At 73.2% G+C, this 21,196-nt stretch carries 17 protein-coding genes and 1 pseudogene; 7 read left to right on the top strand and 11 right to left on the bottom strand.

The window, feature by feature from the left end; genetic code table 11:
- Positions 1-37 precede the first annotated feature (37 nt).
- The 6 genes from ruvX to H9623_RS11610 all read right to left on the bottom strand — a co-directional run bounded on the left by ruvX (position 38) and on the right by H9623_RS11610 (position 6,618).
- Positions 38-568, bottom strand: a complete 531-nt coding sequence (ruvX, locus tag H9623_RS11635; protein ID WP_193720205.1) for a Holliday junction resolvase RuvX — start codon at positions 566-568, stop codon at positions 38-40.
- An 11-nt stretch (positions 569-579) separates the two neighbouring features.
- Positions 580-3,273 (bottom strand): alanine--tRNA ligase, encoded by a 2,694-nt coding sequence (gene alaS / locus H9623_RS11630; RefSeq protein WP_193720204.1) that lies wholly within the window; start codon positions 3,271-3,273, stop codon positions 580-582.
- A 147-nt stretch (positions 3,274-3,420) separates the two neighbouring features.
- Complete coding sequence (locus H9623_RS11625) at positions 3,421-3,762, bottom strand: hypothetical protein (RefSeq protein WP_193720203.1); 342 nt, start codon at positions 3,760-3,762, stop codon at positions 3,421-3,423.
- The gene (locus H9623_RS11620; protein WP_193720202.1) at positions 3,762-4,142 is read right to left on the bottom strand and encodes a DUF948 domain-containing protein; all 381 of its coding nucleotides are present in this window, start codon (positions 4,140-4,142) and stop codon (positions 3,762-3,764) included. Before H9623_RS11620 ends, H9623_RS11625 begins: the two co-directional genes overlap by 1 nt.
- Before the next feature lie 140 nt (positions 4,143-4,282).
- Entirely contained in the window at positions 4,283-4,909 is a 627-nt protein-coding gene (gene rpsD, locus H9623_RS11615) for a 30S ribosomal protein S4 (protein ID WP_193720201.1), read from the bottom strand.
- 245 nt (positions 4,910-5,154) lie between these two features.
- On the bottom strand, positions 5,155-6,618 hold the full coding sequence (locus H9623_RS11610) for a replication-associated recombination protein A (protein ID WP_193720257.1): 1,464 nt from the start codon (positions 6,616-6,618) through the stop codon (positions 5,155-5,157).
- Between the two features lie 160 nt (positions 6,619-6,778).
- Between H9623_RS11610 and H9623_RS11605 the strand changes: the two genes are divergently transcribed.
- A complete protein-coding gene (locus H9623_RS11605; protein WP_321575418.1) occupies positions 6,779-9,061 on the top strand; it encodes an MMPL family transporter in 2,283 nt (760 codons plus the stop codon).
- An 88-nt stretch (positions 9,062-9,149) separates the two neighbouring features.
- Here H9623_RS11605 and H9623_RS20025 read toward each other — a convergent pair whose 3' ends face one another.
- Together H9623_RS20025 and aspS are read right to left on the bottom strand one after the other, a co-directional pair.
- On the bottom strand, positions 9,150-9,995 hold the full coding sequence (locus H9623_RS20025) for a GNAT family N-acetyltransferase (RefSeq protein ID WP_193720199.1): 846 nt from the start codon (positions 9,993-9,995) through the stop codon (positions 9,150-9,152).
- Positions 9,992-11,824 carry an aspartate--tRNA ligase gene (aspS, locus tag H9623_RS11595; protein ID WP_193720198.1) on the bottom strand — a complete coding sequence of 611 codons (1,833 nt, stop codon included), beginning with the start codon at positions 11,822-11,824 and terminating at the stop codon, positions 9,992-9,994. Before aspS ends, H9623_RS20025 begins: the two co-directional genes overlap by 4 nt.
- Before the next feature lie 138 nt (positions 11,825-11,962).
- Between aspS and H9623_RS11590 the strand changes: the two genes are divergently transcribed.
- A complete protein-coding gene (locus tag H9623_RS11590) occupies positions 11,963-12,430 on the top strand; it encodes a PPOX class F420-dependent oxidoreductase (RefSeq protein WP_193720197.1) in 468 nt (155 codons plus the stop codon).
- A gap of 66 nt (positions 12,431-12,496) precedes the next feature.
- Here H9623_RS11590 and H9623_RS11585 read toward each other — a convergent pair whose 3' ends face one another.
- Positions 12,497-13,552, bottom strand: coding sequence for a radical SAM protein (locus tag H9623_RS11585; RefSeq protein WP_193720196.1), 1,056 nt, complete (start codon positions 13,550-13,552; stop codon positions 12,497-12,499).
- 77 nt (positions 13,553-13,629) lie between these two features.
- On the opposite strand from H9623_RS11585, the pseudogene H9623_RS11580 reads away from it, so the two are divergent.
- Positions 13,630-14,349, top strand: a pseudogene (locus tag H9623_RS11580) (zinc-binding dehydrogenase); the annotation flags it as partial.
- A 131-nt stretch (positions 14,350-14,480) separates the two neighbouring features.
- The gene (locus H9623_RS11575) at positions 14,481-15,371 is read left to right on the top strand and encodes an aldo/keto reductase (RefSeq protein WP_193720194.1); all 891 of its coding nucleotides are present in this window, start codon (positions 14,481-14,483) and stop codon (positions 15,369-15,371) included.
- Positions 15,372-15,467: 96 nt separating this feature from the next.
- On the opposite strand, the gene hisS is transcribed toward H9623_RS11575, so the two are convergent.
- Positions 15,468-16,871, bottom strand: a complete 1,404-nt coding sequence (gene hisS, locus H9623_RS11570; protein WP_193720193.1) for a histidine--tRNA ligase — start codon at positions 16,869-16,871, stop codon at positions 15,468-15,470.
- 44 nt (positions 16,872-16,915) lie between these two features.
- Positions 16,916-17,764: an MBL fold metallo-hydrolase gene (locus tag H9623_RS11565; RefSeq protein WP_193720192.1), complete on the bottom strand. Its 849-nt coding sequence runs from the start codon at positions 17,762-17,764 to the stop codon at positions 16,916-16,918.
- Positions 17,765-17,952: 188 nt separating this feature from the next.
- Between H9623_RS11565 and H9623_RS11560 the strand changes: the two genes are divergently transcribed.
- From H9623_RS11560 to H9623_RS11550, 3 genes are all read left to right on the top strand, one after another.
- On the top strand, positions 17,953-18,657 hold the full coding sequence (locus tag H9623_RS11560; RefSeq protein ID WP_193720191.1) for a peptidylprolyl isomerase: 705 nt from the start codon (positions 17,953-17,955) through the stop codon (positions 18,655-18,657).
- Positions 18,654-20,402 carry a DUF349 domain-containing protein gene (locus H9623_RS11555; protein WP_321575417.1) on the top strand — a complete coding sequence of 583 codons (1,749 nt, stop codon included), beginning with the start codon at positions 18,654-18,656 and terminating at the stop codon, positions 20,400-20,402. The genes H9623_RS11560 and H9623_RS11555 overlap by 4 nt, the downstream gene beginning before the upstream one ends.
- A gap of 106 nt (positions 20,403-20,508) precedes the next feature.
- A complete protein-coding gene (locus H9623_RS11550) occupies positions 20,509-21,192 on the top strand; it encodes a hypothetical protein (protein ID WP_193720190.1) in 684 nt (227 codons plus the stop codon).
- The last annotated feature ends 4 nt before the right edge of the window (positions 21,193-21,196 follow it).

Below are 21,196 nucleotides of genomic sequence, written 5' to 3'. Positions count from 1 at the left end.
GGGTGTGCGCGCGGCGGTCCTTGCCACGACGCAACGATCAACGTTCTACGAACTCTCCAGCACGCGCCCCCGCGCTCCGCTCGCGGTCCAGAGCGGTCTGGAGGATGATAACTGCCGCCGCCTGGTCGACGACAGAGCGCTGCTTGCGCCCGGCGCGCCCCGAGGCCCGCAGCGCCTGGTGGGCGCTCACGGTCGTCATGCGTTCGTCGACGAGGTGCACCGGGACCGGTGCGACGGCACGTGCCACCAGTCCAGCGTACGCACGTGCGGCCTGGGTGGCGGCACCCTCCGCGCCGGAAAGGTGTCGAGGAAGCCCGATGTACACCACACGTGCACCGCGTTCCTCCACTTCCGCCGCGATCCGTGCGACGTCGGCCGGGAACGTGCCCGACGGCGTGTCGGGGCCGGAGGGGACGGTCTTCATGTCCCGCGGAAGGGTCTCGACGGGGGTCGCGATCAGGCCGTCGGGGTCGCTCGCGGCGAGCCCGACGCGCACGCTGCCCACGTCGACGCCCAGGCGGGCGCCCCTCGGGAGAGGGGCGCCCGCCTGGTGGTCGTCGACGGTCATCGGGTGCGGGCTCAGAGCGCCGAGGCGACGTCGTCGCGGATGCCCGTGAGGGCAGCGGGCAGGGCGGACACGTCCGTGCCGCCGCCCTGGGCCATGTCGTCCTTGCCGCCGCCGCCGCCGCCGAGCACGCCCGACGCCTTCTTCGCGAGGGCGCCCGCGCGCAGGCCGGCCTCACGGGCCGGCGCGTTGGTCACGATGACGACCTGAGGACGTCCCTTGCTGACGCCACCGACGGCGACGACGCTCGGCGCGGAGTCGGCCAGGCGGCCGCGCACGTCGAGGGCGAGAGCGCGCAGGTCGTCGGCCGAGGCGACCTCACCGGCGTCGTGCACCACGACGCGCGCGGAGCCCACGGACTCGGCCCCCGCGGAGAGGCTCGACGCCTGGGCGAGGAGCTGGGCCTGGCGCAGTGCCGCCAGCTCCTTCTCCGCCTCGCGCAGCCGCGAGACGAGCGAGCCCACCCGGTCCGGCAGCTCCTCGGTGCGCACGTTGAGCAGCCCCGTGAGCTGTCCCACGAGCGCGTGCTCCTTGGCCTGGAAGCCGTACGCACCGTCGCCGACGAGCGCGTCGACGCGCCGCACGCCCGAGCCGATCGAGGACTCGCCGAGCAGCGTCACCAGGCCCAGCTGGCCCGACTGCTTGACGTGCGTGCCCGCGCACAGCTCGCGCGACCAGTCGCCGCCGATCGAGACCACACGCACCTGGTCGCCGTACTTCTCGCCGAACAGTGCCATGGCGCCGAGCGCCCTGGCCTCGGCGATGGGCATGACCTGGTCCGTGACCTCGAGGTTCTCGGCGAGCTGGGTGTTGACGCGCTCCTCGACCTCGGCGAGCACCCCCGCGGGCACCGCGCTCGAGGCGCGGAAGTCGAAGCGGATGCGGCTCGGCGCGTTCTCCGAGCCCGCCTGCGTCGCGTCCTTGCCCAGGGCCTCCTGGATGGACTTGTGGATCATGTGCGTCGCGGTGTGGGCGCGGCTGATCGCCTTGCGGCGGGCCGTGTCGATCTGCGCGGTGCCGGGGTCCCCCAGCGCCACGACGCCCTCGACGAGGCGCCCGCGGTGGACGGAGAAGCCCTTGATGGGGCGCTGCACGTCGTCGACCTCGATGGTCGCGCCGCCGTCGAGCACGATCGTGCCGTGGTCGGCGAGCTGGCCACCGGCCTCGGCGTAGAACGGCGTGCGGTCGAGCACGACCTCGACGTCGGCCGGGGCCGTCGCTGCCGGGGAGGGCACGCCGTCGACCAGGAGGCCCACGACGTTGACCGACGCCGTGGCGTCGGTGTAGCCGAGGAACTCGACGGGACGCGCGAGCTCGCTCTGCAGCGTCTCGTAGGCCGCGGTGTCGACCCCGCCCGTGCGCTTGGCGAGCGCGTCGGCACGAGCGCGCGTGCGCTGCTCCTGCATGAGGGCGCGGAACGCCTTCTCGTCGACCTGGACACCCTGCTCGGCAGCCATCTCGAGGGTCAGGTCGATCGGGAAGCCGTACGTGTCGTGCAGGGCGAACGCCTGGTCACCGGGCAGGACGGGCGTGCTGCCCGCCCCGGCCGTGGTCTTGGCGGCCGCGACCGCGGTGTCCAGGATCGTCGTGCCCGAGGTCAGGGTGCGGCGGAACGCCTCCTCCTCGGCATAGGCGATCTGCGAGATGCGTTCGAAGTCCGCGCCGACCTCCGGGTAGGAGGCCTGCATGGCATCGCGAGAGACGGGGAAGAGCTGGGGCAGCGCGGGGTCCTCGACACCCAGCAGGCGCATCGCGCGCACCGAGCGGCGCAGCAGACGGCGCAGCACGTAGCCGCGCCCCTCGTTCGAGGGTCGCACGCCGTCGCTGATGATCATGAGCGCCGAGCGGACGTGGTCGGCGACCACGCGCATGCGCACGTCGTCGTCGGTGTCGGCGCCGTAGCGCTTGCCGGACAGCTCCTGGGCCGCGGCGATGACGGGGAAGACCTCGTCGATCTCGTACATGTTGTCGACGCCCTGCAGGACGAACGCGACGCGCTCGAGGCCCATGCCGGTGTCGATGTTCTTCTTGGTGAGCTCGCCCAGGATGGGGAAGGACTCCTTGGTCCCGCCGTCCCCGCGCTCGTACTGCATGAAGACGAGGTTCCAGATCTCCAGGAACCGGTCGCCCGCGAGGTCGACCGCCGGGCCGCCGTCGGGGCCGTAGGCCGGGCCGCGGTCGTAGAAGATCTCCGAGCACGGACCTGCGGGCCCACGGGCTCCCGTGGACCAGTAGTTGGGTCCCATGCCGAGGCCCTGGATGCGCTCGTCCGGCAGACCGGCGATCTTCTTCCAGAGCTGGCGCGCCTCGTCGTCCTCGTGGAAGACGGTGACCCAGATCTTGTCCTCGGGGATGCCGTACCCGCCCTCGTCCTGCGACCGCGTGATGAGGTCCCAGGCGTAGGTGATGGCACCTTCCTTGAAGTAGTCGCCGAACGAGAAGTTGCCGTTCATCTGGAAGAACGTGCCGTGGCGCGTCGTCTTGCCCACGTCGTCGATGTCGAGGGTGCGCACGCACTTCTGCACGCTCGTCGCACGGGCCCACGGCGCCGTCTGCTCGCCCGTCATGTACGGGATGAAGGGCACCATGCCCGCGATGGTGAACAGGGTCGAGGGGTCCGGCGAGATCAGCGACGCCGAGGGCACGACGGTGTGGTCCTGGGCGGCGAAGTAGTCGAGCCAACGCTTGCGGATCTCGGCGGTACGCATGATGTCCTTCGGAAGTCGGTGATGGAACGGCCCGGGGCGCGCCGCTGGACGCGGGCGACACCGGCTAGAACAAGTATGTTCCCGACCTGCTTCCCTCCCGTCCCGGCGCGGTGCGTCGGGACGGGGCGGAGAGGCCCGGGAGGTAGATCAGTAGAACGAGTACCCGAGGAGGTCCTCGTCGTCGTCGACGCCGGGCTCCCCCGCACGGTCGCGGCGCGCCGCGCGAGCCGCGCGCACGTCGTCGGGGTGGGGCTGGCCCTCGGCGAGCAGGGACGCGAGCAGCTCGGCCTCCCGTGCGTCGCGAGCGACCCGGAACTCCTCGCGGAAGGTCCGCGCGAACCCCGTGGCCTTCTCCCCGAGCGAGTTGACCTGGTCCGTCGCCTGGTCGACGAGCGACGCGGGCGCGTAGCGTGCGACGACCTGCCGCCCCTTGACCACGATCACCACGGTGATCGCGACGCCGACGCCGACCCAGAAGACGCGGCGCATCAGCGACCGGTCCGCGGTCCGGAGCCCGCACGACCGGAGGCCCGGGCGAACGCCTGGCGCACGCCGTAGGTGAAGGCCGCGACCTTGACGAGCGGAGCCCCGAAGGTCGCCGCGTACAGGCCCGTGAGGGCAGAGACGTTCTCGCTGACCTGGGCGGCGGACGTCGTGATCGTGTCGACCTTGACGAGCTGGCTGTTGGTCGTGGCGACCGTCGTCGCGGCCTCGTCGAGGATGGGCACCGAGTGGTCCGTGACCTCCTTGATGCTCGCCCTGGCCTCGTCGAGCACCCGGCCGAGCTTGACCAGAGGGACCGCGAGGACCCCGACCAGCAGCACGAACGCGATGGCGGCGATCAGCCCGGCCACGTCTCCTACGGACATCTCCTGCTCCTCCTTCGACGGCGCGACGCGACAGCCACGCCTCGCGAAACCTTACCCGGATGCACGAACGCCCCGCTCCCCGTCGAAGCGGTGAGCGAGGCGTTCGTGCACAGCACGCGGCACCAGCCGCGCACGAGGAATCAGCGAGCGTAGTACTCGACGACGAGCTGGACCTCGCAGGTCACGGGGACCTCTGCGCGCTTGGGGCGACGCACGAGGACGGCGCTCAGCTTCTCGAGCTGGACGTCGAGGTAGGCCGGGACGGCCGGCAGGACGTCGCGGTGCGCACCGGCAGCGGCGACCTGGAACGGCGTGGTGGCCTGGCTCTTCGGCTTGACCTGGATCGTCTGACCCGGCTTGACCTTGAACGAGGGGCGGTCGACGATCTTGCCGTCGACGAGGATGTGGCGGTGGCCGACGGCCTGGCGCGCCTGCAGGATGGTGCGGGCGAAGCCCGAACGCAGCACGAGCGCGTCGAGACGCATCTCGAGGTTCTCGACCATGGCCTCACCGGTCAGACCGGCGTCCTTGCGAGCGTCCTCGTAGGCGCGAGCCATCTGCTTCTCGCGGAGCGCGTACTGGGCACGCAGACGCTGCTTCTCACGAAGACGCACCGCGTAGTCCGACTCGGTGCGGCGACGGGCGCGGCCGTGCTCACCGGGCGGGTAGGGACGCTTCTCGAAGTGCTTGACTGCCTTGGGCGTGAGCGCGAGGCCCAGCGCGCGGCTCAGGCGAACCTGGCGGCGCGAACGAGTCACTGAAGACACAGTGTGTTCCTGTCCTGTCGTGTGTACTTGACGTCACACCCGTGCGGATTGCCGGGTGCGGGACCAGCCGATGAGCCGCCGCGATCCGTGAGGATGCCGCACCCTGCGACGCGAGGCCGAGGGTGACGTGCGGGGCTGCGGGGCCGAGGTCCCAGGCGGTTGCTACTGCCCTGACGGGCGGAGACAACCTGAGAAGTCTACCGCACGGGGCGCGGTGGCCGGTGCGGCGGGCGAGCGCGCCGGGCTCAGTCCCCGAGGATCTGCCGGATCCGTTCGAGCCGCTCGGTCACGGACCGCTCGAACCCGCGGTCCGAGGGTGTGTAGTAGCGGGTGCCCTGCAGCACGTCGGGCAGGTACTGCTGGCGCGCGACCGCGTGCGGGGCGTCGTGCGCGTACCTGTACCCCTTGCCGTGGCCCAGCTCCTTGGCCCCCGCGTAGTGGGCGTCGCGCAGGTGCGCGGGCACCGTGCCGACCTTGCCCGCGCGCACGTCCGCGAGCGCCGCGTCGATCCCGAGGTAGGCCGCGTTGGACTTGGGCGCGGTCGCGAGGTGCACGACGGCCTCCGCGAGGATGATCCGGGCCTCGGGCATGCCGATGAGCGCGACGGCCTGGGCCGCGGCGACCGCGGTCTGCAGGGCGCTGGGGTCGGCCATGCCGACGTCCTCGGCGGCCGAGATGACGATGCGCCGGGCGATGAAGCGCGGGTCCTCGCCCGCGGCGATCATGCGCGCGAGGTAGTGCAGGGACGCGTCGACGTCGGAGCCGCGCACGGACTTGATGAAGGCGCTCGTGACGTCGTAGTGCTGGTCGCCGTCGCGGTCGTAGCGCACCGCGGCGACGTCGATCGCGCGCTCCATGGTCTCGAGGTCCACGAGCACGGTCGTCGACCCGGCCGTACCGGGGGCGTCCGGCTCCCCCGCCTGCCCGACGGCGACGCTCGCCTCCGGTGCGTCGTCGTCGGGCAGGTCGGTGGTGGGGACCGGGGCGTCGGGGACCTCGGAGAGCGCGGCGCCCGCCGCGGCCTCCAGGATGGTCAGGGCCTTGCGGGCGTCACCGCCCGCGAGGCGGACCAGGTGCTCCTCGGCCTCCGCGGCGAGGGTGACGGACCCGCCGAGGCCGCGCTCGTCGACGAGCGCCCGGTGCACCAGGGCGCGCACGTCGTCGGCGGTCAGGGGCTTGAGGGTGAGCAGGAGCGAGCGCGAGAGCAGCGGGGAGTTGACCGAGAAGCTGGGGTTCTCGGTCGTGGCGGCCACGAGCGTGACCCAGCGGTTCTCGACGCTCGGCAGGAGCGCGTCCTGCTGGGACTTGGAGAAGCGGTGGACCTCGTCGATGAACAGGACCGTCTCCTCGCCGCCGGTCGCGAGGCGGCGGCGGGCGTCGTCGATGACCTGGCGCACGTCCTTGACGCCCGCGGTCACGGCCGAGAGCTCGACGAAGCGGCGGCCCGAGGTCGTGGCGATGAGGTACGCGAGGGTCGTCTTGCCCGTCCCGGGCGGACCCCAGAGGATGACGGAACCGGGGGCGGCCCGCGAGGCGCCCGGGCCGTCGACCTCGATGAGGCGACGCAGCGGCGAGCCTGCGACGAGCAGGTGCTCCTGCCCCGCGACCTCGTCGAGGGCGGCCGGGCGCATGCGCACGGCCAGCGGTGCCCCGGGGCCGGGGCGGGGCGTCCCTTGGGTGCCGGAGGTCGCGGCGTCGAACAGGTCCATCCCGGGAAGCATGCTCCGAGCCTACGCACCACCACCGACAGGTCTCGACACGGCTCCTTCCGCACGGCGCGCCCGCACCTGCCGTCGCGCTCCGTGGGAACGGCTCGCCCACACTGTGCACACCCCGGCGGGCGCGCGGACGAGGTGCCATGCTGACGGGGTGTTCGAGAGCCTTGGCCGTGCCGTCGCCCACCGTCCCCGCCTGACCGTCGCCCTCTGGGTCGTGCTCACGTCGCTCGGGTTCGCCCTCGCCGTGGTCGGCCTCCACGGCGAGAGCCTGTTCGACCGGCTGACCACGGGCGAGCCCTCGGTCCCGGGCTCGCAGAGCGAGCGCGGGACCCAGATCCTCACCGAGCAGGACGAGACCGGTGAGACGGTCTCCCTGCTGGTGAGCGGGGTCGACCCCGCCGACCCGGCCGTCGCCGAGGCCATGGCGCCCGTGCACCAGGACCTCGCCGCGATCGCCGGGGTCGAGACGGTCGTCGACCCGTTCGTGGTCCCGGGCGGGGTCGGGACCGAGGCCGGGCAGTCGCTCGTCGCGGCCGACGGTGACGGGTTCGTGCTGTCCGTGACGCTCGACCCGGCCCTCGACGACGAGGCGCGGGCAGCGGCCGCGACCGACGTCGTCGAGCACCTCGAGGCCGTCCCCGCGGGCCTCGCCGAGGTCGCCCCGGACGCCACCGGGCTTGTCTCGAGCAACGACCTGATCGTCGAGGCCATCACGTCCCAGGTCGAGAAGGACCTCACGACGGGCGAGATGATCGCCCTGCCCATCGCGCTGCTCGTCATGGTCCTGGTCTTCGGCGGGTTCCTCGCGGCCGCGATGCCCATGGCGGGAGCGGTCGCGTCGATCGGCGCAGGGCTCGGCGTCCTCCTGGGCCTGTCGTACGTGCTGACGATCGACGCGTCGGTCGTCAACGTCGTGACCCTGCTGGGGCTCGGCCTGTCGATCGACTACGGGCTGCTCATCGTGTCCCGGTTCCGCGAGGAGCTCCACGCGCTCGACGACGCGCGGACCGGGAGCGCCGACCCGGCCGTGACGGCCGGCCCGGCCACCACGGCCCGCGCCACGCGTCGTCCGCGCCGGCGCGACGCGGACGTGACCGCCGCCGTCGTGCGCACCATGGCCACCGCGGGGCGCACGGTCGCGTTCTCGGCCCTGACCGTCGCGATCTCGATCGCGGGCCTCATGGTGTTCGAGCCCGACATCCTGCGGGCCATCGGCGCCGCGGGGCTCGCGGTCATCCTCATCGCGGTGGCGACCGCGATGACCCTCGTGCCCGCCCTGCTCGCCCTCGCGGGGCACCGGCTCGTCCGGCCCGGCGTCCTGAGCAAGGTCCCGGGGCTGCGCGCCGTCCTGGCCCGCACGGCCGACGTGCAGTCCGACGAGGGCTTCTTCTCCCGCCTCACGGGCCGCGTCCAGCGCCACCCCGTGTGGGTCATGGTCGCGACGGTCGCCGTGCTCGTCGTCCTCGCGCTGCCCGTGCTCGGCCTGCAGATGCGCAACTCGGGGATCGAGCTCCTGCCCGAGTCCTCGCCCCAGCGCGAGTTCGTCGACGAGCTCGCCGCCCAGTTCCCCGCGTCCGCGAGCCCCGACCTGCGCGTCGTGACGGACTCCACGACCGAGGACGCGCAGGCGTGGGCCGACGAGATCGCGGGCCTCGAGCACGTCGAGCGGGTCGACCCGGCGGTCGCCGTGGGCACCGACCACGCTGTCGTCGGGGTGCACCTCGACGTCGACGACGCGGGCGGCCCCGAGGCCGTCGCCCTCGTCGACGAGCTGCGCGCGCAGGACCCCGGGTTCGCGTTCTACGTCACGGGCCAGGCCGCGGGTCAGGTCGACTTCCGGGCGGCGCTCGCCGACCGGGTGTGGTGGGCCGTCGCGATCGTGGTGGTCGCGACGTTCGTGCTGCTGTTCCTCATGACGGGATCGGTCCTGATCCCCGTCAAGGCGCTCCTGACGAACGCGCTGTCGCTCGCCGCGTCGCTGGGCGTGCTGGTGTGGGTCTTCCAGGACGGGCACCTGGAGGGCGTGCTCGACTTCTCGTCGGCGGGCGGCATCGAGACGTACGTCGTGGCGCTCGTCATCGCGTTCGCGTTCGGCCTGGCCATGGACTACGAGGTCTTCCTGCTGTCCCGCATCAAGGAGCTGCACGACGCGGGCCTGTCGAACGACGAGGCGGTGCGGCTGGGGCTGCAGCGCTCGGGGCGCATCATCACGTCGGCCGCGGCCATCATCATCGTCGTCTTCGCGGGCTTCGTGTTCGGCGAGCTGCTCGTGATCAAGGAGGTCGGGTTCGCGCTGGCCGTGGCGGTCTTCATCGACGCGACGATCGTGCGGATCCTGCTGGTGCCCGCGACCATGACGCTCCTGGGCCGGGCCAACTGGTGGGCGCCCAAGCACCTGAGGTGGCTGTACGAGCGGTTCTCGATCACGCACTGACCCGCACCGGGCGTGCTCGCGGGGAGCGGGGCAGGTGTCGAGGACGCACGGCGTCCGCGACACCTGACCCCGCCCGGCGCCAGGGACGTCAGTGGCGGCTCTCGAACTCCTGCACGACGGCGTATCCCAGCCTGGTGTAGAGCCTGCGGGCCGCGTCGTTGTCGGCGTACATGCCCAGGGTCACCCAGTCGGACTCCGTGAGCCCCGCCCGGGTCACGACGGCCGTGGTCGCCGCGGCGATCCCCCGCCCGCGCCATGCGGGGTCGGTCGCGATGCTGCCCAGCGACCACGGCGTACCCGGTGCCGCCTGCCGGGCGCCGACCACACCGCGCAGCACGCCGTCCTGGTCGCGCCAGCCCCACCACCGGGTGAGCGGGTCCTCGGGGCTCGTCTCGGCGAGCGGGTTCGCCGTGTCCAGGCACGCGCGCACCTCGGCCACGACGGTCGGTCCGGTCAGGGCCTCGACGTGCTCCTCGCCCGGATGGGCGGCCGGGGCCCGGCGGGTCGCGAGGAAGTCCCAGGTCGAGACCGACGGCTCGTCGCGCTCGCGCAGGATCGCCGGCAGGTCCTGGCCCGCGCACCGGTCCCCCAGGACCCGCAGCGTCCCGCGGGGCAGCCCCGCGGCCACGACGGGCTCCCCCAGCGCACCGGAGCGAGCGGCGTCCGCGAGCAGGGCCGCGGTCCCCTCGGGCGAGCCCACGCCCCACAGGGCCACGGCCTCGCGGAGGTGAGCGGCGGCGTCGGGCTCCGCACCCGTCCCGGCCGGGACCGGCGCCGCCACGCTCAGCACGCAGGCCCGCTCGTCCTGCCACACCCCGCGCACGTCCCACTCCGCGAGGTCCGCCAGGACAAACGGGTGGGAGGCCCACCGGTCCGTCAGACCGGTCGAGCCTCCCAGCGTCGTTGCGAGGGTGCGGGTGTCCGGGGCGCTCACGCCTTCCCGGCAGCGGCAGGAGCGTCAGCGGCCTCCGCCGCTGGGTCCGGCGCGGGCGCGGCCTTGGGCTTCGCGTCGACGCCCGCCTCCTTGCGCTGCTGCGCCGTGATGGGCGCGGGCGCCTGCGTCAGCGGGTCGAACCCGCCGCCCGACTTGGGGAACGCGATGACGTCGCGGATCGACTCCGACTTCGTCAGCAGCGCCACGATGCGGTCCCAGCCGAACGCGATGCCGCCGTGCGGCGGGGCGCCGAACGCGAAGGCGTCGAGCAGGAAGCCGAACTTCTCCTGGGCCTCCTCCTCGCCGATGCCCATGACCGCGAACACGCGCTCCTGGACGTCGCGGCGGTGGATACGGATCGAGCCGCCGCCGATCTCGTTGCCGTTGCACACGATGTCGTACGCGTACGCGAGCGCCTCGCCCGGGTTCTGCTCGAACGTGTCGATCCACTCGGGCGTGGGCGACGTGAACGCGTGGTGCACCGCGGTCCAGGCCGAGTTGCCCAGCGCGACGTCGCCCTCGTCGGCGGCCTCACCCGTGGGCTTGAACAGCGGGGCGTCGACGATCCAGACGAACGCCCAGGCGTCCTCGTCGATCTGCCCCGTGCGCTTGGCGATCTCCTGACGAGCAGCGCCCAGCAGGGCGCGCGACTCGTTGGTCCTGCCCGCGGCGAAGAACACCGCGTCGCCCGGCTGTGCGCCGGTCGCGTCGCGCAGGCCCTCGCGCTCGGCCTCCGAGAGGTTCTTGGCGACCGGGCCAGCGAGGGTGCCGTCCTCCTGGAACGTCACGTACGCCAGGCCCTTGGCCCCGCGCTGCTTGGCCCACTCCTGCCAGGCGTCGAACTGGCGGCGCGGCTGCGAGGCCCCGCCCGCCATGACGACGGCGCCCACGTACTCGGCCTGGAAGACGCGGAACGGGGTGTCCTTGAAGTAGTCCGTGAGCTCCACGAGCGGGTTGCCGAAGCGCAGGTCCGGCTTGTCCGAGCCGTACAGGCGCATCGCGTCGTGGAACGTCATGCGCGGGATGGGCGTGGGGATCTTGTACCCGATGAGGTCCCACAGCGCGACGAGGATCTTCTCGCCCAGCGCGATCACGTCGTCCTGCTCGACGAAGCTCATCTCGACGTCGAGCTGGGTGAACTCCGGCTGACGGTCCGCGCGGAAGTCCTCGTCGCGGTAGCAGCGGGCGATCTGGTAGTAGCGCTCCATGCCGGAGACCATGAGCAGCTGCTTGAACAGTTGCGGGGACTGCGGCAGGGCGTACCAGGAGCCCGGGGCCAGGCGCGCGGGGACCAGGAAGTCGCGAGCGCCCTCCGGGGTCGAGCGCGTCAGCGTCGGGGTCTCGATCTCGACGAAGTCCTGCTCGTCGAGCACGCGGCGCGCGGCCTGGTTGGCCTTGGCGCGCAGGCGCAGGGCGTGGGCCGGGGTGGGGCGGCGCAGATCCAGGTAGCGGTGCTTGAGGCGCGCCTCCTCGCCGATGACCTCGGTGCCCTCGAGGGCCGTGGAGACCTGGAAGGGTAGGGGCGCGGACTCGTTGAGCACGACGACGTCGCTCGCCACGACCTCGATCTCACCCGTGGGGAGGTTCTTGTTCTCGTTGCCCTCGGGGCGCCGGGAGACCTCACCGGTGACCTGGAGCACGAACTCGGCGCGCAGCGGGTGCGCGATCGCCTCGTCACGGATGACGACCTGGGCGATGCCCGAGGCGTCGCGCAGGTCGATGAAGGCCACCCCACCGTGATCGCGGCGACGGTCGACCCAACCGGTGAGGGTGACGGTCTGACCGATCTGCTCGGCCCGCAGGGAGCCGGCTGTATGGGTGCGGAGCACGGAGAGAGTCCTTCCGGAACATGCCGGGACGCGCAGTGGCGTCCCGGGATGGGAGTGGGGAGTGCGCAGACGACGCACGCGGACGAGTCTAGTCTGTGGGCGGACCACGTTCAGGAGGACTCTCCCCGGGAGGCACGCATGGCCAGACGGATCGCGACCACGGACCGGGTCGGACGCGCGGAGCTCGTCGCGTTCCTGCGCGCCAACCGGCGGGCCGTGCTGCTCACCCGGCGCGCGAGCGGCGCCCCGCAGATGAGCCCCGTCACGTACGGGGTCGACGCCGAGGGGCGTGTCGTCGTCTCGACGTACCCCGACCGCGCCAAGGCCGTGAACCTGCGGCGCGACCCCGCCGCCTCGCTGTGCGTCCTGGGCGAGGACTTCGACGACGCCTGGGTCCAGGTCGACGGCACGGCCGAGGTGATCGACCTGCCGGACTCGGTCGAGCCCCTCGTCGAGTACTACCGCTCGATCGCCGGGGAGCACCCCGACTGGGACGAGTACCGCCGGGCCATGGTCGCGCAGGGCAAGTCGCTGCTGCGCGTGACCGTCACGGGCTGGGGACCCGTGGCCACGGGCGGGTTCCCGGCCCGGCTCGCGCAGGACTGAGCGCGGGCGTCCGCCAGGCCGTCGCGTTCAGCGGACGCGCGCCGGGCGTGTCCTGCCGGGACCGTCCTAGAAGAGCAGCTGCTCGGCGCTCGCGGACGCACTCGTGCCCGTGCGGGCTGGCCCTCTGCCGCTGTCCCGGTGCTGCGCCACCAGGCTCCCGGCCGGGTAGTCCCCCTCGTCGCGCCGCGCTCTCTCGCCAGGAGACTCGGGGTGCCAGGCGGTCCGGGCGTGGCCCGACGTGCGCGCCTGGGCGCGGTGCCCGGCGCTCGCGAAGCCGCGCTCGACGAGCAGCGGGCGCACCCGGTCCCACAGCCAGTCCCGGTACGCACGGCTCGCGGACGACCCGCCCGCGTAGACGCGTTCGTAGCCCGCGACCCGCTCGGGGTGGTCGCGACGCAGCCAGGCCATGAACCACTCGCGGGTGCCGGGCTTGAGGAACAGCGGGAGGACCGTGGCGCCGGTCGCGCCGGCCTCGTGGACCGCGTCGAGCAGGCGCGTGAGGTGGTCGGCCGAGTCGGTGAGCCACGGCAGGACCGGGGCGATCATGACCCCGCACGGCAGTCCTGCCGCCCGGGCGGCGCGGATGAGGTCGAGGCGGGCGCGCGGCGTGGGGGTGCCGGGCTCGACGGCCTGCTGGAGGTCCTCGTCGACGAACGCCAGGGAGACCCCGATGCCGACGTCCACGTTCTGCGCCGCCTGCGTCAGTCGCGGGAGGTCGCGGCGCAGGAGCGTGCCCTTGGTGAGGATCGAGAACGGCGTGCGCGAGGCCTCGAGCGCGTCGATGATCCCCGGCATGAGCCGGTAACGTCCCTCGGCGCGCTGGTAGGGGTCGGTGTTGGTGCCGAGCGCGACCGCGTCGCCCGTCCAGGACGGCTTGGCGAGCTCGGCCCGCAGCACCTCGGCGACGTTCATCTTGACGACGATCTGGCTGTCGAAGTCCTCGCCGGGGTTCATGTCGAGGTAGCGGTGCGAGGGGCGCGCGAAGCAGTTGTGGCTGATGACACCGTTCGCGATGAAGTCCCCAGTCCCGGTCGTGAGGTCGAGAAGGTCGCGCACCTCCCCGGTGTCCTCGACCGACCGGACCGTGAGCGGCGCGTCGGACTTCACGGCGCGCCCGGTCACCGCGAGCTTCCTGCTGATCGCAGGATCGACGATCCTGAAGAACCGCGTCCGCGCCGCCAGCCCACCGGCACTTCTTCGGCACCGGCGGCGTCGGCGGTGCGCAGGCCGAGGCCGTGCGCATCCCCCTCGCCGACGGCACCCTCGTCAAGACCGGCACGGCGCTCGCGGACACCGACGAGCCGATGCTGAACTCGCTGCTGACGCTGTCCGACGTGTTCCTCACCGGGCACCACGCCGCGCACATGGGCAGGGTCGGCCCCGGCCGGACCGTGACGGTGATCGGGGACGGCGCCGTCGGGCTCTCCGCGGTCCTCGCCTCGCGACGGCTCGGCGCCGAGCGGGTCGTCCTCATGGGACGCCACACCGACCGCACCGACCTGGGCGTCGAGCTCGGCGCGACCGACGTGGTGCCCGAGCGCGGCGAGGAGGGCGTGGCCAGGGTCCGCGACCTGACCGACGGTCAGGGCACGCACGTCGTGATCGAGGCCGTCGGGCACATGCCCGCCTACCAGCAGGCGTACGGGGTCGTGCGGGTCGGCGGCGTCATCTCCCGCGTCGGGGTCCCGCAGTACGAGGACGCCCCCGTGGGGTGGGGTTCGCTGTTCGGGCGCAACATCACCCTGACGGGCGGGCCCGCGCCGGTGCGCGCCTACATCGAGGACGTCCTGCCCGACGTGCTCTCCGGGCGCATCGACCCCGGGCGCGTGTTCGACCGCACCCTCCCGCTCGACCAGGTCGCCGAGGCCTACCGCGCCATGGACGCGCGCGAGGCGCTCAAGGTCGCGCTCGTGCCCTGAGCACGCACCCCGTCCCCTCCCACCGGCGAGCAGCAGCGCTCCTCGCCGGTACGACCTGCCGCGCGCGCCCCTCGGCGCGCCGGCCACCTCCCTTACCGACCGCAGCACCAGGACCGATCAAGGAGCACCACATGAGCACCCCCTCGACCCCCGCCCTCACCCTGAACAACGGCGTCACGATGCCCGCCCTGGGCTTCGGCGTCTTCCAGGCGCCGCCCGACGAGACGGTGGCCTCGGTCCGCACGGCCCTCGAGACCGGGTACCGGCTCGTGGACACCGCCGCGGCGTACGGCAACGAGCGCGAGGTCGGCCGCGCGCTCGCCGACTCGGGCCTCGACCGCAGCGAGGTGTTCGTCGAGACCAAGGTCTGGATCAGCGACTACGGCTACGACACGACGCTGCACGCGTTCGACAAGTCCGCGGGCAAGCTCAGCGTCGAGCAGATCGACCTGCTGCTCCTGCACCAGGCGCTGCCGAGCCGGTTCGACCTCACGCTCGAGGCCTACCGCGCCCTGGAGACGCTCCTGGCCGACGGCAAGGTCCGGGCCATCGGCGTGAGCAACTTCATGCCCGAGCACCTCGAGCGCCTCCTGGAGACGGCGAGCGTCGTCCCGGCCGTGAACCAGATCGAGGTCCACCCGTACTTCCAGCAGCGCGATCTCCAGGCCGTGGACGCGGCGCACGGCATCCTGACCCAGGCGTGGTCCCCCATCGGCGGCATCACGTCCTACCGCGAGGGCGGCGCACGCACGTTCGACGACCCCGAGATCCTCGCGATCGCCGAGGCGCACGGGAAGTCCGCCGCGCAGGTCATGCTGCGCTGGCACCTGCAGGAGGGCCGCTCCGCGATCCCCAAGTCCACCAAGCCGGCTCGCATCGCCGAGAACTTCGACGTGGCCGACTTCACGCTGACCGACACCGAGCTCGCCGCGATCGACGCGCTCGACCAGGGGGTGCGCCGCGGCCCCGACCCCGCCGACATCACCCTCGAGAGCTTCGGCGCCGAGATCCCCGAGGCCTGACGTCGGCCTGGCACCCGCCCGCACACGTGAGGCCCGGCAGGGAACCCCTGCCGGGCCTCACGCACGTCCGCCCGGGTCAGCGCCCGGGCAGCGGTCTCACTCCCCCGCCGGGACGACCCGCGGCCACAGGTCCTCCTCGGACGGCGCCCACGTCGCCGGGTCCGCCGCGACCTGCTCGCCCGAACGGATGTCCTTGACCTGGTGCGGCACGACCTCGCCGTCCGCACCGATCCCCGCAGGGAACCACACGAACGGGATGCCGCGACGGTCCGCGAACTTGATCTGCTTGCCGAACTTCGCCGCGCTCGGCGCCACCTCGACCGGGATGCCCCGCGAGCGCAGCGCGACCGCGACCGCGTCCGACGCGGCACGCGTCTCCTCGCTCGTCACCGCGACCACCACGGCGCTCGGCACCGACCGCGTCGAGCGCACCAGGCCCGCGCTCAGCAGCCGCGAGACCAGCCGCGAGACACCGATCGACAGCCCTACCCCCGGGTAGGTGTTCGCACCGTCCGACGCCAGCGTGTCGTAGCGCCCGCCCGAGCAGATCGACCCGAGCTGCTCGTGCCCCACCAGGACCGTCTCGTAGACCGAGCCCGTGTAGTAGTCCAGGCCACGCGCGATCTTCAGGTCCGCGACCACCACGCCGGGCGCCCGCACGGCCGCCGCGTCGATCAGCGCCGACAGCTCGCCGAGCCCCTCCTCCAGCAGGTCGGACGTCACACCGTGCTCGGCCGCGAGCGCCCGCACCCGCTCCGCGACGCTCGCGTCCGAGCCGGAGATCGCCGCGAGCGCCAGGCACGCGGCCGCCTGCTCGGGCGTCGCACCCGTCTCCGCGACCAGCAGCGCCGCGACCTTGTCCGGGCCGATCTTGTCGAGCTTGTCGATGCTGCGCAGCACGCCCTCGACGTCGTCCAGGCCCAGCCCGCGGTAGAAGCCTTCCGCGACCTTGCGGTTGTTCACCAGGATGCGGACCTCGGGCACCCCGATCGAGCGCAGCTCCCCCAGCGCCTCGGCCATGACCAGCGGCAGCTCGACCTCGAAGTGGTAGGGCAGCTCGCCCGCGCCCACGACGTCGATGTCGGCTTGCACGAACTCACGGAAGCGCCCGTCCTGGGGTCGCTCGCCACGCCACACCTTCTGGATCTGGTGACGCTTGAACGGGAACGCCAGGTGACCGGCGTTCTCCAGCACGTAGCGCGCGAACGGCACCGTCAGGTCGAAGTGCAGGCCGAGCTGCTTGTCGCCCTTGCCACCCCGGTCCCCCGCGCCTGCATCGGCTGCGTCGGGCTCCTCCTGGAGCCGACGCAGCACGTACACCTCCTTGGAGGTCTCACCCTTGCGCAGCAGCTGGTCCAGGGGCTCGACGGCGCGCGTCTCGATCCCCGCGAAACCATGGAGCTCGAACGTGCGACGCAGCGTGTCGAGCACGTGCTGCTCCACGACGCGTCCAGCAGGGAGCCATTCGGGGAAACCGGAGAGAGGTGTAGGTCGGGCCATGGGACCCGATCTTTCCAGACTCCCGGACCGGACGAGCAATCGGTTCACAGGCCCCGCAGGTACGGGTTGGTCCGGCGCTCGCGGCCGACCGTGGTCAGGGGCCCGTGCCCGGGCACCACCTGGAGGGAGTCGTCGAGCGGCCCGACGACGTCGCGCAGGGTCCGCCGCATCGTCTCGCCGTCTCCTCCGGGCAGGTCGGTCCGGCCCACGGAGCCGGCGAACAGGACGTCGCCGGCGAGCACGAGACCGGCCGCGTCGTGCCGTCCGCCGGAGCCTCCCTCGTCGTGCCCGGCGGGGTCCGCGGCAGCGTCCCCGACGACCGGCAGGTAGAGCGTCGACCCCTGGGTGTGGCCCGGGGCGTGCAGGGCGTCGACCAGGACACCGCCCAGGCCGAGCCGGGTCCGCGAGTCCGCGGGGACCCGGCCGTCGACCCTGCCGCCGCCCTGCTGGTCGCCGGGCCCCGGTGCCCAGGGCGTCCCGAAGGTCCGCACGTCGACCGGCTCGCGGTAGTCCTCGATCCGTGCGCCCTGCTGCCGGAGCGCGCTCGCGAGCGTGGCGGCGCGCTCGCCGGTCGAGGGCGGCGCGTCCTCGACCGTGCCGAGGGGGTCCGCGAGGCGGTACGCGTCGCGCGCGTGGATCCACAGTGGCACGCCGTAGAGGTCGCACAGCTCGGCCGCGTCCCACGTGTGGTCGGCGTGCCCGTGCGTCGCCAAGACCGCCCGCGGCGACAGGCCGTGCTCACGCACGACCTCGACCACGCCGGGGACGACCCCGGCCCCTGCGTCGACGATCACGCACGGGCGCGCGGCGCCGTCGGGCCCGTCCGGGGCGGGCGGCGCGACGACCGTGCAGTTGGTTCCGAACACGGGGGCGACCACCAGGAAGACGTCCATGGAGGGACAGTACCGACCCCGCCCGGCGGGGCACCTGATACCGGACCGTGACCTCGCGGGCGGAAAGTCACCGCGCCGGAACGCTCCCGGTGCCTAGACTGTCCTCTGAAACCGTGGACCACCCGTGCGAGCACGCGCCTTCGCGCCGGCACGCGGACCTGCCCGTGGCGTGAGACGAAGGAGTTGGGGTGTCAACGAGCAAGCGCGAACGTGAGCGCGCCCGTCGGCGCGAGCTGAGGTGGACCCAGCGCCAGGCGCAGGCGCACGCCCGCAGGCGTCGGACGTGGACCGTCGCCGGTGCGGTCGCGGGGCTCGCCCTCGTCGCGGGCGGCACCGCGATCGCCTTCGTGGCCAACGCTCCGGCCAAGACGTTCACGCTCCCCCCGGCCTCCGACGCGCAGGACCGCGAGTGGACGGGCGAGCTGCGCACCAGCGCCGGGGACATCGCCTTCACGCTCGACGGCCAGGCGGCACCGCAGACGGTCGCGAGCTTCGTCTCGCTCGCGCGCGGCGGGTTCTTCGACGACACCGACTGCCACCGGCTGACGACCGCGAACATCTTCGTCCTGCAGTGCGGCGACCCCACGGGCACGGGCACGGGCGGGCCCGGCTACACGTTCGGTCCCGTCGAGAACACGCCCGAGGACGGGTTCTTCCCCGCGGGCACCATCGCCATGGCCCGTGCGCTGTCGACGGACTCCCAGGGCAGCCAGTTCTTCCTCGTCTACGAGGACAGCACCTTGCCGACGGACACCGGTGGGTACACCGTCTTCGGCAAGATCACATCCGGCTTGGACGTCGTCCGAGCAGTCGCTGACGCGGGGACCGCGGACGGGGCCGTCGACGGCACCCCCGCCACCCCGGTCACCATCGAAGGAGTTGAGACCCAGTGAGCGAGAGCACCGAGAACCACGCGAACTCTCCGGCGCAGGCATCCGAGGAGGCCGCCGCTACGGAGCAGGTCGAGGTGCCGGCGGTCGCTGAACCGACCGAGGCCGCGCCCGACGCAGCGGAGACGGTCGAGTCCGAGGCCCCCGCCGCGAACGACGCCGACGCGGAGACCGTCGCGGACGAGACTCCTTCCGAGAAGCCCGCAGAGCCGGTCGCCCCGGAGGCCGAGGCCTCCTCGGCGCCCGACGCGCCCGCACCCGCGGCTGAGGCTGAGGCTGAGGCAGAGCCCGCTCAGGCCGAGGCTCCCGCCGAGGTCGCCGCGCCCGCGCCCAAGCCGTCCGCCGCGCCCAAGCCCTCGGCGGCTCCCAAGCCGAGCGCGATCCCCGTGCCGCGTCCGCCCAAGCCGGGGACCCCGGCACCGGCGGCGCCCGCTGCCGCGACCATCGCCCCGGCCGCCGCTGCGGCCGTCGTCCCCGACGACAGCGCGGCCGCCAAGGCCGCTGCGGGCTTCGGCCGTGTCGACGAGGACGGCACGGTCTACGTGACCGAGGCCGCGGGCGAGCGCAGCGTCGGGCAGTTCCCCGGGGTCAGCCCCGAGGAGGCGCTCGCGCTGTACGTGCGCCGCTATCTCGACCTGCACGCGAAGGTCGCGCTCTTCGAGGCGCGCCTGACCGGCACGGACCTGTCGGTCAAGGAGATCGACTCGACCCTCGCCAAGCTCACCGAGGAGACCGCCGAGCCGTCCGCGGTGGGCGACCTGGACGGCCTGCGTGCGCACGTCGAGTCCCTGCGCTCGGTCGCCGCGGCGCGTCGTGCCGAGCTCGAGGCCGAGCGCAACGCCGCCAAGGAGGCAGCGCTCGCCGCCCGCACCGAGATCATCGAGGCGGCCGAGAAGATCGCCTCGACGGATCCCGCGCGCATCCAGTGGCGCCCGGCGGGCGAGGAGCTGCGCAAGCTGCTCGACCAGTGGAAGGACGCGCAGCGCAACGGCCCGAGGATCGACCGGACGAGCGAGGAGGCGCTCTGGAAGCGCTTCAGCCACGCCCGGACGGCCTTCGACCGCGAGCGTCGGCACTACTTCGCCGAGCTCGAGCAGCGCAACTCCTCGGCCAAGGAGGTCAAGGAGAAGCTCGTCCAGCGTGCCGAGGCCCTGCAGAACAGCACGGACTGGGGTGCCACGGCGGGTGCCTTCCGTGACCTCATGACCGAGTGGAAGGCCGCCGGGCGGGCCAACCGCCGGGACGACGACGCACTGTGGGCGCGTTTCCGCGCGGCGCAGGACGCGTTCTTCCAGGCACGCGACGAGCTCAACGCGGCGACGGACGCCGAGTACGCGCAGAACCTCGTGGTCAAGGAGGCTCTGCTCGAGCAGGCGGAGAAGCTCGTGCCGGTGACGGACCTGGCCCAGGCCAAGTCGGCGCTGCGCGACATCCAGGAGAAGTGGGAGGACGCGGGCAAGGTCCCGCGTGCCGACGTCCAGCGCGTCGAGGCTCGCCTGCGCGCGGTCGAGACCGCGGTCCGTGACGCCGAGCAGTCGCAGTGGTCGCGCTCGAACCCCGAGACCCGGGCGCGTGCCGAGGGGGCTGCCGCGCAGCTCGAGGCCGCGATCGCGGGCCTCGAGGAGGACCTGGCGGCCGCACAGGCCAAGGGTGACAAGCGCAAGGTCGCCGAGGTCGAGTCCGCGATTACGGCGCGTCGTGCGTGGCTCGAGCAGGTCGTCAAGGCCGCCGAGGACTCGCGCGGCTGATCCCGCACCCTACGAGGGGCCCGCGAGGGCCTGTGGACGGCACCGCTGTCCACAGGTTCACGCGGGCCCCTCGTGCGTGCCCGCCGGACACGCCAGGCTGGTGACCGTGACCACCCTGCTCCCTCCCCTCTCCCGCGCCGCCGCCGGCCCGGGGGCGGCGACCCCCGCGGACCTCGCCATGGACGTCCGCGTGGACGACGCACCTCTGGTGGTCGGGCCGGAGCACGTCGGAGGTCGCGTCGCATGGGGGGACCTGGTGCGGTGCGGCGCGCTCGTCCGGGTCCGGGAGGACGCGGCGGTCCGCCCGACGACGGCGCTCACCCCCGCGGTGCGTGCGCTGTCCTTGGCTCCCCAGGTGCCCCCGCGGACCGTGGTCGGCGGCACGAGCGCGGCCTGGGTGCACTGCGGGACGCCGGAGGGCGCAGGTCTCGAGGTCGTGTACCCCCTGGGCGTCCACCGTCCCCCGCCCCGTCCGGGGCGCGTGTCGCGCCAGAGCGCGCTCCTGCGTCCGGAGACCGTGCGGATCGGCACGGTGCTGGTGACGACGGTCGAGCGGACCGCGGTCGACGTCGCCTGCCTGACGGATCCGGTGCTGGCCGTGCCGGTCCTGCGGGCGCTCCTCGAGCGCGGCGGCCTGGACGTGCGCGCCGCGCTGCAGGTCCTCGACCTGCGGCACCGCCGGACGGGGCGGCCGCGGGCGCGGGTGCTGCTCGCGGACCTGCTCGCGATCCGGGGGCCGTCGGCCGAGGACGGGTCGGCGGGCGACGGGAGGTCCCCGCGTCTACCGTGAGGGG

Source organism: Oerskovia douganii (assembly GCF_015142735.1).
GTDB lineage: Bacteria > Actinomycetota > Actinomycetes > Actinomycetales > Cellulomonadaceae > Oerskovia > Oerskovia douganii.
Note: the sequence above shows the minus strand (reverse complement) of the source record. Positions and strands in the feature narration are given on the sequence as shown.